The 12416-nt window shown below is 67.2% G+C and carries 11 protein-coding genes; 8 read left to right on the forward strand and 3 right to left on the reverse strand.

Annotated features, from left to right (window positions below; translation table 11 throughout):
* Together YH64_RS19260 and YH64_RS19265 are read right to left on the reverse strand one after the other, a co-directional pair.
* Positions 1–508 (reverse strand): acyl-CoA dehydrogenase family protein (locus YH64_RS19260; RefSeq protein WP_185975399.1); only part of this gene is annotated, 508 nt, incomplete at its 3' end.
* 182 nt (positions 509–690) lie between these two features.
* Entirely contained in the window at positions 691–1839 is a 1149-nt protein-coding gene (locus YH64_RS19265) for an acyl-CoA dehydrogenase family protein (protein WP_046805448.1), read from the reverse strand.
* 223 nt (positions 1840–2062) lie between these two features.
* Between YH64_RS19265 and YH64_RS19270 the strand changes: the two genes are divergently transcribed.
* Together YH64_RS19270 and bktB are read left to right on the forward strand one after the other, a co-directional pair.
* Entirely contained in the window at positions 2063–2848 is a 786-nt protein-coding gene (locus YH64_RS19270; protein ID WP_046805447.1) for a crotonase/enoyl-CoA hydratase family protein, read from the forward strand.
* 40 nt (positions 2849–2888) lie between these two features.
* Positions 2889–4070 carry a beta-ketothiolase BktB gene (gene bktB, locus YH64_RS19275; protein ID WP_046805446.1) on the forward strand — a complete coding sequence of 394 codons (1182 nt, stop codon included), beginning with the start codon at positions 2889–2891 and terminating at the stop codon, positions 4068–4070.
* 137 nt (positions 4071–4207) lie between these two features.
* Here the strand turns inward: bktB and YH64_RS19280 are convergent, their stop codons facing one another.
* A complete protein-coding gene (locus YH64_RS19280) occupies positions 4208–4981 on the reverse strand; it encodes an IclR family transcriptional regulator (RefSeq protein WP_046805445.1) in 774 nt (257 codons plus the stop codon).
* Between the two features lie 121 nt (positions 4982–5102).
* Here YH64_RS19280 and YH64_RS19285 point away from each other — a divergent pair, with 121 nt between their 5' ends.
* From YH64_RS19285 to YH64_RS19315, 6 genes are read left to right on the forward strand one after another with little or no spacing between them, the layout of a single operon-like run.
* Positions 5103–5906 (forward strand): enoyl-CoA hydratase, encoded by an 804-nt coding sequence (locus YH64_RS19285; RefSeq protein ID WP_046805444.1) that lies wholly within the window; start codon positions 5103–5105, stop codon positions 5904–5906.
* Positions 5903–8008, forward strand: coding sequence for an acetate--CoA ligase family protein (locus YH64_RS19290; protein ID WP_046805443.1), 2106 nt, complete (start codon positions 5903–5905; stop codon positions 8006–8008). Before YH64_RS19285 ends, YH64_RS19290 begins: the two co-directional genes overlap by 4 nt.
* Before the next feature lie 46 nt (positions 8009–8054).
* Positions 8055–9038, forward strand: a complete 984-nt coding sequence (locus tag YH64_RS19295; protein ID WP_046805442.1) for a tripartite tricarboxylate transporter substrate binding protein — start codon at positions 8055–8057, stop codon at positions 9036–9038.
* Positions 9039–9043: 5 nt separating this feature from the next.
* Entirely contained in the window at positions 9044–10411 is a 1368-nt protein-coding gene (locus YH64_RS19300) for an acyl-CoA dehydrogenase family protein (RefSeq protein ID WP_046805441.1), read from the forward strand.
* Positions 10412–10452: 41 nt separating this feature from the next.
* On the forward strand, positions 10453–11499 hold the full coding sequence (locus YH64_RS19310; RefSeq protein WP_223264876.1) for an acyl-CoA dehydrogenase family protein: 1047 nt from the start codon (positions 10453–10455) through the stop codon (positions 11497–11499).
* 38 nt (positions 11500–11537) lie between these two features.
* Positions 11538–12308, forward strand: a complete 771-nt coding sequence (locus YH64_RS19315; protein WP_046805440.1) for a spermidine synthase — start codon at positions 11538–11540, stop codon at positions 12306–12308.
* Positions 12309–12416: the final 108 nt, after the last annotated feature.

Below are 12416 nucleotides of genomic sequence, written 5' to 3' on the forward strand. Positions count from 1 at the left end.
CCCATGACGCTTCGCCGTCCAGCGAGCCATGTACGCCGTTGCTCTGCACATCGGCGGCTTGCAGGGGCAACAACCACGCTTGTCCATTGATCTGCGCCAGCACGTGGCTGGCCACGCGTATCCAGGGCACGTTCGTGCCGGCGATGCGGTGGTCGGCCACGGACAGCCCGTGCGGGGCCAGCGCGATCGGCCCCGCGGGGCGCGCATGTCCGTGGGCCGCCAGCCAGCCGCGCGCCAGCATGGTATGTGCGATGGGGTAGGGGCACAGGTGACGGCCTGCCGCCAGCACCACCGGCAGTGCCGCCGCCAACGGCAGCCCGGCGCCGCCCAGCGACTCGGGCACCAGCGCATCGGCGAATCCCGCGTCCTCGCACGCCCGCCACGCGGCATCAATGGGCTGCCCCTGCTCGGCGGCGCGCAGCAGCGCGGGCGTGCAGGTTTGGGCGAACAGACGTTCGGCCGCGTCGCCCAGCAGGTTGTCGGAAAGCGTGTCGCCAGCGTTGTTCATGATGTAGCCCTTGTCCGTCCGTATTCAGTTAATTCGCCGCAGATCAGCCTGTATGACATCAGCGGCCTGGCATCAGCCCAGTGACATCAGCCCAGTGACATCACCGGCCTGACATCACCGGCCTGACATCATCGGCCTGATATCACCGGCCTGGCATCAGCCCCATGACATCACCCCGCGCCTTACCGCAGCCCCAGCCCGCGCGCGATGATGCCGCGCAGAATTTCACGGGTGCCGCCGCGCAGCGAGAACGTGGGCGCAACCTGTTCCAGGTACGTCAGCGTGCGCAGCAGGGGCAATGGGGGCGGCAGGTTGGGGTGACGGCCCAGCGCGTCGCCGATCAGGCGGGGAATTTGCTGCTCCAGTTCCGTGCCCAAGTCCTTCACCAGCGCCGCTTCGGTGGCCGGGCTGCCGCCCGCGGCCAATTTGCCCGCCACCGCCAGCGACATCGCCCGCAACACCGCCATCTGCGACAAGATGGCGCCCAAGGTCGCGCGGTCCACGGCGTCGCCCGACAAGGCGCGGCAGTGCGTTAACCAGCATTCAAGCAGCGCAACGCTGGAATACAACCGTTCCGGGCCGCTGCGCTCGAACGCCAATTCGGCATTGACCTGCGCCCAGCCCGCGCCTTCTTCACCGATCAACGCATCGTCCGGCAATTCCACGTTGTCGAAGAACACTTCCGAGAAATGCGCATCGCCGGTCAAGTCTTGAATCTGCCGCACCGACACGCCGGGTAGCGACAGGTCCACGATCAGCTGCGACAGACCCTGGTGCCGGTCCTGCGGGGATCCCGACGTGCGCACCAGCGCAATCATGTAGTGCGAGCGGTGCGCGTTGGTGGTCCAGATCTTGCTGCCGTTCAAGCGCCAACCGCCAGGCATCTGCTCTGCCCGCGTGCGGATGCTGGCCAGGTCCGAGCCTGATCCCGGTTCGCTCATGCCGATGCAAAAGAACGCCTCGGCGCGGCAGATGCGCGGCAGGTAAAACGCCTTTTGGGCGGGGGTACCCACCTTCAAGATCAAGGGGGCGCTTTGGCGGTCGGCGATCCAGTGCGCCGATACCGGCGCGCCCGCGCCCAGCAATTCCTCGGACAGCACGAAACGCGCGAAATGGCCTCGGTCTGCCCCACCGAATTCGCGCGGCAACGTCAGGCCCAGCCAGCCGCGTTCGGCAAGCTGGCGACTGAAGCCCGCGTCAAACCCCATCCAGGACCGCGCGCGTTCATCCGGCTCCAACCCGTCCAGCGTGTCCGCCAGAAAGGCGCGGATATCCGCGCGCAGCGCTTCGTCGCGGGCGGGGATGGGGGTCAGGTCCAGCGGTTCGATCATGGTCCGGTTCCGTTGCGACGCCGCCTGGATGGCGGGCACGTCAGGGCACTATCCGGCAGCGCCACCACCGCCGTCCAATATTATTTTTGGCCTTTTCGATACCGGATTCGTATCGCCGGTGCAAAAACTAATATTGGACGCTGCCCGGCCACGCGCCTACGCTGGACATTCTTGCCGGCGCGCGCGGCGGCGATCCAAAACCTGTAATCGGGAAAGGGCAAACATGACGGAACTCGTGCATTTTGAATTGGACGCGGACGGCGTGGCGACGCTGACGCTGGATGACCCCGCTACGCGCAACGCGCTGACCGGCAGCGATATCGTGGACCAGATGCTGGCCATCTTCGCGCGTATCGAGCACGACCCCGACGTGCGCGTGCTGATCCTGACCGCGACAGGCAAGGTGTTTTCATCGGGCGGCAACATTCACGAAATGCAGCGCCAGATCGGGCCGGACGTGAGCCCGGCCGCGCTGCGCCAGGAATATCGGCACGGCATCCAACGATTGCCCTTGGCCTTGCACGCGCTTGAAGTGCCCACCATTGCCGCCGTCAACGGCCCGGCCATCGGCGCGGGTTGCGACCTGGCCTGCATGTGCGACGTGCGCATCGCGGCGGAGTCGGCCACTTTTGCCGAGAGCTTCGTCAAGCTGGGCATCATTCCCGGCGACGGTGGCGCGTGGTTTTTGCCGCGCTTGATCGGCATGGCGCGTGCCGCCGAAATGTCGTTTACCGGCGACGCCATCGGCGCGGCCACGGCGCTGGAATGGGGCCTGGTGTCGCGCGTGGTGCCGGGCCAGGAACTGCTGCCGGCAGCGCGCGCGCTGGCCGGACGCATGGCGGCCAATTCCCCGCAGGCCGTGCGGCTGACCAAGCGCCTCTTGCGCGAAAGCCAGCATGCGCGCCTGGACGCCTTGCTGGAACTGTCGGCGGCGTACCAGGCGCTGGCCCACAAGACCGACGCGCACGCGGACGCCGTCGCCCAATTCCTTGCGGCGCGGCGGCGCTAGGCCGGCGTTATGATGGAAAACATCACAAGGAGGAAACACCATGAATGAAGTTATCGTCGCATCCGCCGTGCGCACCGCCATCGGCGATTTTGGCGGCGCGCTGAAAGACGTGCCGCCCTGCGACCTGGGCGCCACGGTTATTCGGGCCGCGCTGGAACGCGCCGCCGTCAAGGGCGACGAAGTCGGCCACGTTGCGGTGGGCCATGTCATCAACACCGAACCCCGCGACATGTACCTGTCGCGCGTGGCGGCCATGAACGCCGGCATCGCCAAGGAAACCCCTGCCTTCAACGTCAACCGCCTGTGCGGTTCGGGCTTGCAGGCCATCGTGTCGGCCGCGCAAACCATCATGCTGGGCGATGCCGATATCGCCATCGGCGCGGGCGCCGAAAGCATGAGCCGCGCCCCATACATCGTGCCCTCGCAACGCTGGGGCGCGCGCATGGGCGACAGCGTCATGCTGGACATGATGACCGGCGCCCTGTCCGACCCCTTCGGCCGCATGCACATGGGCGTCACGGCCGAAAACGTGGCGGCCAAATTCAACATCAGCCGCCAGGACCAGGACGCGCTGGCGGCCGAATCGCATCGCCGCGCCGCCGCCGCCATTGACGCTGGCTACTTCCGCGACCAGATCGTGCCGGTGGTGCAAAAGACCCGCAAGGGCGAAGTCGTGTTCGACACCGACGAACACGTGCGCCGCGACGTCACCGCCGACACCATGGCGGGGCTCAAGCCGGTGTTTCAGAAAGAGAACGGCACGGTCACGGCGGGCAATGCGTCGGGCCTGAATGACGGCGCGGGCGCCGTGGTGCTGATGAACGCCTCGGTAGCCGCCAAGCGCGGCATCAAGCCGCTTGCGCGCCTGGTGGCCTACGCGCACGCGGGCGTCGACCCCAACATCATGGGCATCGGCCCGGTGCCCGCCACGCAGGCCGCCTTGAAGCGCGCGGGTCTGACGGTGGACCAGTTGGACGTCATCGAAGCCAACGAAGCGTTTGCTGCCCAGGCGTGCGCCGTGGCGCGTGAATTGAAGCTGGACCCCGCCAAGGTCAACCCCAACGGCAGCGGCATCGGCCTGGGCCACCCCATCGGGGCGACGGGCGCGATCATCACCGTCAAGGCGTTGCACGAACTGCAACGCGTGGGCGGCCGCTATGCGCTGGTGACGATGTGCATCGGTGGCGGCCAAGGCATTGCCGCGATCTTCGAACGCATTTAAGGGTTTGATGCCGGTTTGGCTGCGGCTTTGGATGCAGCCGAATGACGCAGCCGAATGACGCAGCCGAATGACGCAGCCGAACGACGCAGCTGAATGACGCCGCCCAGTGCCCCGCCTCCCCGCGGGGCGCTTTTCCTTCATGCCTGGCCCAGATAGCCCGCCGCCCAGGCCTGGCACTCGGCCCGCAGCAGCTCGCCCATCTTGGCGCGGCGCGGCGCATCCAGCCGGCTGCTGATGGCGCCGAAGCTGAACGCCACCCACGTCAACTCCGATACCGGAAACGCGACGCCCACGCCCGACACGCCCGGCGTGATCGTATCCACGATTTCAGAATGGCCCGTCGCGCGCGTCTGCTTGACGGCCTTCATCAACGCCGCACTTGAGACGCCAATCTGCGCGTAGCTGGCCGCGTGCCGCGCATACAGCGCCGCGATTTCTTCGTCCGGCAAACTCGCCATCAACGCCAGCCCGCCCGCGCCCACGCCCAGCAGCCGCCGTTCGCCCTGGTCGATGGTGAACACCTTGACCGGAAACGAGCCCGCCTCGCGCAGCAGGCACAAGGCGTAATCCCCCTGGCGGATCACCAGGAACACGGTGTCGCCCGACAATCGGGCCAGCTTCTGCGCGAAGGGGCGCAGCGCATCCAGCAAGGGCGTGCGTCGCAACGCCGCGAAACCCAGCTGCATGGAATCCACGCCCAGCCGATAACGCCGCGTGCGTGCGTCGCGTTCGGCGAATTGCTCTTCCAGCAGGCAGCTCAACAGGCGGTGGGCGGTGGACCGTTCCAGCCCCGTCGCGCTCATCACGCCTTGCAGGTCGATGCCGTCTTCCTGATGCTGGGCCAGCACGCGCAGCAGGCCCAGCGCGCGCCGCATGCTTTGGGTGCCGCCGGTAGCCATCGTCTTGTTCATATTGTGGGAAAAAGTGGTCGAATATTTTGTATTCTAGGATTCCAGGTGCGTTAATTCAATCGAATCGACCCATCGACCCGTGCCATCCACAAGCGCGGGCGTTGCAAAAGACGAGGAGACTATGGAATACGCCACCCTGGCCGTCGAGCACCACGACTCGATCTGCCGCATCAGCCTGGCGCGCGAGTCGGCGCGCAACGCCCAAAGCCAGCAAATGCTGGATGAACTGGACGACGCCCTGACCCGGGCCGAACAAGACGACGCCGTGCGCGTCGTGGTGCTGGCCGGACGCGGCGCGCATTTTTCGGCGGGGCACGACCTGAAAGAAGCGCAAGCCAAGCGCGCCGACTTCACCGTGGAAGAACGCTGGGAATACGAGTCGCGCCGCTACTACGGCTATTGCCTGCGCATCTGGGATTTCCCGAAACCCACCATCGCGCAGGTGCAGGGCGCGTGCGTGGCGGGCGGCTTCATGATCGCCAACATGTGCGACCTGGTCGTGTGCGCCGACACCGCGTACTTTTCGGACCCCGTCGGCCACACGCTGGCCGCCGCCGCCACCGAAGTGCTGATCCACCCCTGGGTGATGGGCCTGCGCAAAGCCAAGGAAATGCTCTACACCGGCGAAAAAGTCGACGCGGCCGAGGCGCTGCGTATCGGCATGGTGAACCGCGTGGTGCCCGAGTCCGAGCTGGACGAGGCCACGCTGACGCTGGCCCGGCGCATTGCCCAGGCGCCGCCCTTCGGGCTGCGGCTGATCAAGCGCTCGTTGAACCGCACGGCCGATGCGCAGGGCTTTCGCACGGCCTTGTCGGCGCATTTCGACACGCACCAGCTGTCGCACCTTAGTGAAGAATTCCAGGCCGTGCGCGAACGCGGCCTGGCCCAGGCCATTCAGCGCAACAAGAAGGGCGAAACGGCATGAGGCCCGCGCTGGACTGCCTGCTGGATCCGCGTTCGATTGCCATGATCGGCGCCAGCGCCAACGCCGGCCGCATTGGCGGCATGCCGCTGGAACTGCTGACGCGCTTTGGCTACGCGGGCGGCATCTACCCCGTCAACCCGAAGTACCAGGAAGTGTTCGGCTTACGTTGCTGGCCCGAGATTGAAGCCGTGCCCGAACCCGTGGACCTGGCCGTGCTGGCGATTGCCGCCGCCGAGGTCACGCCCATGCTGCGCCGTTGCCACGCCCGGGGCGTGCGCGCGGCCATCGTGTATGCGGCGGGTTTTGCGGAGGCGGGCGGCGAGGGCGCGCGCCTGCAAGACGAGCTGGAAGCGTTCGTGGCGCAAAGCGGCATGGCCGTGGCGGGCCCGAACTGCATGGGGTTTGCCAACTTGAACACGCAGGCGCACACCGCCTTTGCCTCGGTATTCAAGACGGCGCCCGCGCAAACGCAGCCGGGCGTGGTCAGCCTGCTGACACAAAGCGGCAATGTGTGCGCGGCGGTGTACGCCATCGCGCGTCGGCTTGACCTGCCGTTTTCGCACTTCATCAATACCGGCAACGAGGCCTGCCTGGATTTTTCGCAGTACCTGGAATATCTGGCGGCAGACGCCCACACCGAGATAGTGCTGGGCTACATCGAACAACTGCGCGATGGCGAACGCTTCGTGCGGGCCTGCCAGGCGCTGGAACGCCAGGGCAAGTTGTTGATTGCGCTGAAGGCCGGCAACACCGATAAAGGCGCGGCGGCGGTGCGTTCGCACACGTCGGCGCTGGCGGGCGACAAGCGCGTTTACGCGGCGGCGTTTCGCCAATTGAACGTCATCGAAGCCACCGACTTTGCACAGATGGCGCACCTGGCCAGCCTGGCCACGCTGCGCCATCGCAGCGCCGGCAAGCGCGTGGCGGTGCTGACGATGTCGGGGGCGCTGGGCGCCATCCTGGCCGACAAGTTCATCGGCGCGGGGCTGGAACTGCCGGATCTGCCCGACGACCTGCAAACCGTGCTGCGCGGCGGCATTCCGGACTACGGCATGGTTGGCAATCCGGTGGACGTGACCGGCAACGTCGTCAACGATCCGGCGTTTGTGCGAACGGTGTTGCAAGCCCTGGCCACCACCGACGCCATCGACGCCGTGGTGGTCTACGCGCCCGGCTACATGCTGGACCGCATGGCCGACGCGCTGGCCGAGGCATCGCGCCAGCATCAGCGCTTGTTCGTCGCCATCGACACCGGCCTGGCGCAAAGCCGCGCCGCCTTGCGCGACGCCGAGGTCGCGGTGTTTGAAGACCTGGGGCTAGCCGTGTCCGCGCTGGCGCCGTATCTGTTGTGGTGCGAGGCACGCGGCACGCGGCGGATGGCGGCCATCGACAACCCCACCGACCAACCCATCAACGTCAACGTCCCGCCCGTGCCGGCGCTGCCCTGCAACGAAGTGGACGCGCGCGCCTACGTCGCCGCCTTCGGGCTGCCGCAAGCGCTTGCCGGCGTGGCGCGCACGGCGGATGACGCGGTGGCCCACGCGCGCCAGGCAGGCTATCCCGTGGCGCTGAAAATACTTAGCGCCGACATCGCGCACAAGACCGAGGCCGGCGGCGTAGCGCTGGGGCTGGCCGACGACGCCGCCGTCAGCACTGCGTTCGACCGCGTGCTGCACGCAGCGTCGGCCGCGCAACCCGACGCGCGCGTCGATGGCGTGATGGTGCAGAAGATGGAACGCGGGGTGGCGGAGCTGATCGTGGGCGCCACGCGCGACCCCGTCTTTGGCCCCGTGCTGACGGTGGGCCTGGGCGGCGTGCTGACCGAGATCTATCAAGACACCAGCCACCGCCTGCTGCCCGTGGACGAGGCCATCGCCATGCGGATGCTGCAAGAACTGAAGGCGTACCCCTTGCTGGACGGCTACCGGGGCAAGCCGCGCGCGGACGTGGCGGCGGCCTGCCGGGCGATTGTCGCCGTGGGCAACGCGCTGTTGGCCGCGCCCGCGCAGGTGGCCGAAATCGAAGTCAATCCCTTGCTGATCAAAGAGGCGGGACAAGGCGTTGCCGTACTGGACGCGTTGATCCTGCCCGCAACCCCGTAGTGCCACCGCGCCATGCGCGCAACGCATTCCCCAGGAGGAGACAGGCATGAAGAAGAGACAAGCAATCAAAGGGCTGTTGGCCGGCATGGCCTTCGCCGTGGCCGGCGCGGCCACCCCCGCGCTGGCGCAGGACGCGTATCCCAGCCGGCCCGTGCGCATCGTGGTGCCGTTCTCGCCGGGTGGCGCGGCCGACATCATGAGCCGCTTGCTGGCCGAACGGCTGACCGCCAAGCTGGGCCAGACCGTGATCGTAGAGAACAAGCCGGGCGGCGGCACGATGATTGCGTCCGACTACGTGGCGCGCGCGGCGCCCGACGGCTACACGCTGCTGATGGCCGCGTCATCGCTGGGCATCGCGCCCAGCACGTACGCCAAGGTCAACTACGACCCCATCAAGGACTTCACGCCCGTCAGCCAGGTGGCCTCGGTGGTGCACGTGCTTGAGGTGCACCCGTCGATTCCGGCCAAGAACGTGGGCGAACTGATTGCGTATCTGAAGGCCAACCCCGGCAAGGTCAGCTACGGCTCGGTGGGCGCGGGCAGTTCCACGCACCTGGAAGCCGAACTGTTCAACAGCATGGCGGGCGTGCAGATGGCGCATATTCCGTACAAGGGCAGCGCGCCGGCGCTGAACGATCTGGTGGCCGGGCGTATCCAGGTGATGTTCGACGCCTGGGCCTCGTCCGGCCCGTTCGTCAAGGACGGCAAGCTGCGCGCACTGGCGGTGACGACCACGAAGCCCTCGGCCTCGGTGCCCGACCTGCCGACAGTGGCGGCTTCCGGCCTGCCGGGCTATTCGGCCATGCCGTGGCTGGGACTGGTGGCGCCGGCGAACACGCCGCAGGCGGTCGTCGACAAGCTCTATACGAATCTGGCGCAGATCCTGCAACAGCCCGACGTGAAAGCGCAGTTCGTGGGGCTGGGGCTGGACATCATCGGCAGCGACCCCAAAGCATTCGCGGCGTTCATCCGGCAAGACGTGTCGACCTGGGCCAAGGTCGCGCGCGATTCGAATATCCGATTGGAGTAAGCGGTATGGATCGACAGGACAACGTGGCCGCTCGCATCCTGGCTCTGGACGACGACGCCTTTCGCCCGCGGTTGCGCGCATGGCTGGCCGAGACCTATGCCGGCTTTGTGCGCGGCTGGCCCGGCGGCGCGTGCCCCCGTGACCTGGACTTTCGCCGGGCCTGGGAAGACACCTTGTGCGGCCACGGCTGGTCCGGCCTGGGTTGGCCCAGCGAATATGGCGGGCACGGCTTGCCGCTATCGCGCCAGGCCGTATTCCATGAAGAGCATGCGCGTTGCGGCGCGCCGTTGGGCGTGAACCTGATCGGCCACGGCATCCTGGCGCCTACGTTGCTGCACTTCGGCACGGACGCACAAAAGCGCCGTTTTTTGCCGGGCATATTGTCCAACCGCGACGTCTGGTGCCAGGGCTATTCGGAACCCGGCGCCGGGTCGGACCTGGCCTCGGTCCGCACGCGCGCCGAACCGGTGGCGGGCGGGTATCGACTCAATGGGCACAAGATCTGGACGTCGTTCGCCGACCGCGCCCAGTGGTGCTTCGTGCTGGCGCGCACCGATGCCAACGTGCCCAAGCACAAGGGCCTGAGCTTTCTGTTGGTGGACATGCGCAGCACGGGCGTCCGGGTCGAACCGATCCGCCAGATCACGGGCGACGCGGAATTCTGCGAAGTGTTTTTCGAAGATGTATTCGTGCCGCAAGACCTGCTGCTGGGCGCCGAGAACCAGGGTTGGAAGGTGGCGATGGCCGCCGCCAGTTTCGAACGCGGCACTTACTTCATTCCGCGTCTGGTGCGGTTTGCGCAAGAGCTGCAAGCGGTGCGGCGGCTGGCGCTGCGGCCCGACGCGTACGGGCACACGCCGGCTTCGTCGGCCGACGTGCGCCACCGTTGGGCGCGGCTGGCGGCCGACAGCCACGTGCTGGCGTTGAAGTCGCGGCGCGCGCTGGAAGGCGCCATGCGTGGTGATCCGCCTGGGCCGGAAGGGTCGTCCACCAAGATTCACTGGAGCGAGGCGCACCAGCGCTTGCTGGAGCTGTCCTTGCAGATGCTGGGAGAAGGCGCGTGCCTGGAAGGGGCGGGGCATGGCGCGGGCGACGGCAAGGGAGCCGGCAAGGCGGGCGCGGTCGGCAATGCGGGTATCGATGCGGGTATCGATGTGCGCGGTACTGCCGGTGTTGAGGCCGATAGGGAAGCTGGCATCAGCCCCGCTTGCAACGCTTGTATCGAAGCCGATTCCCACGCCGATATCGACGCGGACGCGGCAACGCTGACGCACGCCTACTTGTGGTCACGCGCCGAAACCATCCTGGCCGGCACCTCCGAGATCCAGCGCAACATCATCGCCGAGCAGATGCTGGGACTGCCTAAAGCCTGAAGCCCGAAGCCCAAAGCCTGATTTGAACCAACGCCGACACCATGACTTTTTCCTTGAACGAAGACCAGCGCATGCTGCAAGAATCGGCCGCGCGCTTTCTGGCGGATCGCCATCCGCCCCGCGTGGCGCGCGCCGCCGCGACGCAGCCGGCCGCCGACCGGCTGGCGCTGTGGCAAGACCTGTGCGAACAAGGCTGGCCCGCACTGCTGGCGCCCGCTGAACAAGACGGCCTGGGCCTGGGGCTGGCCGACGCCTGGGTGGTGGCCGAAGCGGCAGGGCGTCATCTGCTTAGCCTGCCGCTGGTGGCAAACCTGGTGCTGCTGCCAACCCTTTGCAAGGCGGGCTTGCCCGAGCCGGCGGCAACCTGGGCGCGCCAGATGATGCAAGGCCAGCGATATTTCGCGGATGTGACGCTGCGCCCGGACGGGTCTGCGTTTGTGGAAGGCGCAGGCCAGGGCGTGTCCGGCTTGGCGGTGCATTGCCCCGCGCCGGGCGTGTTGCGGCTGGAACGCCACGCGCCCGTGGCGGGCAGGGCAGGGCTGGACCCGACGATGCCCGTCGCAAGCGTGGCGAGTCCTGACGTAGCGGAAACCGTGGACGTGCGGTTGGACGCCGGCCAGTGGCGGCGCCTGAAGACGCGGCTGACCTTGCTGCGGTCGGCTGAGCTGCTGGGTGCGGCAAGTGCCGCGCTGGACATGGCGGCGGCGTATGCCCGCGAACGGCGCCAGTTTGACCGCGCCATCGGCGCCAACCAGGCCATCAAGCACCGCTTGGCGGACGACTGGATGGCGCTGGACGATGCGCGTCTGGCCGGTCGAGCCGCCGCCGCCACGCACGATGCCGACGCGCCCTCGGCCGAACGCGACAGCCTCTACGTGCCGCTGCTGGCGGTGGAAGCGGGCCGGCGCGCGGCCCAGAACGCCATCCAGGTGCATGGCGCCATGGGGATCACCTGGGAATGCGACGCGCACTTGTATCTGAAGCGGGTGTTGCGCTTGGCGGCAAGCCTGCATGCGGACGCATCTTGCACCCAGTGGCTGGAGCGCATCTGGGAAGGCGCCGCCGAGGAAAACGCTGATCTGCCTTGAGCCACCGTTGGCGCGGCGTCCGACCTACAATCGCCGCCATGAATAAATCGAACTTCCCCTCTGAACTGGACCAGCCGACCCTGTCCGAGCTGGATGGCGTGCGTTATCTGCACTTCAACACCCCGTGGGTCCAGGGTGCGATGCACGTCAAGCGTCCGGCTGAACTGGTGCTGGAATACACCGCGCAGATGATGGCCTGGCTGCTGTTCCTGGAACCGCCCAAGGAAGAATCCATCGGCATGTTGGGCCTGGGCGCGGGGTCGCTGGCGCGCTTTTGCGTCAAGCACACGCGTAGCCCGCTGCTGGCCGTGGAATGGAACCCGCGCGTAACCGCCGCCTGCCATATGTTCTTCCGCCTGCCGGGCTCGAACCGGCTGCTGGTCGAACACGCGGACGCCGGCCAGTGGGTGGCCGACCCCGCCAATGCCGGGCGTTGCCCGGTGTTGATGGTCGACCTGTACGACGCCTCGGCCGAAGGCCCCGTGCGCGACAGCGTGAAGTTCTACCGCGACTGCCGCCGCGTGCTGGGCGAGGTCGGCGTGGTGGCCGTCAACCTGTTCGGCCGCCACGAAAGCTTTGGCAAGAACATCGACAACCTGTCCAAGGCCTTCGACGACCGCGTGGTGTTGCTGCCCGAGGTGGACGCCGGCAACCAGATCGTGCTGGCATTCTCCGGCCCGCGCCTGGCGGTGACGCCCGCCGATCTGCTGGCGCGGGCCGAAGTCGTGGAATCCAAATACGGCCTGCCGGCCCGCCGTTGGGCCCGATCGCTGACGCGCCACGCCGTGGACGGGGTTCTGCACTTCTGAAGCAGCCGACGGGCGGAAGGGGTTTTCCAGGGGTTTACCTTTTTCCGCGTCGGGATTTAACATGGGCTTGTTCATAATTATGAATTACGGCGCTGCCCGCGCCGGCCC

It is taken from the genome of Achromobacter sp. LC458, assembly GCF_001005835.2.
GTDB classification, from domain to species: Bacteria; Pseudomonadota; Gammaproteobacteria; order Burkholderiales; family Burkholderiaceae_B; genus Achromobacter; species Achromobacter spanius_B.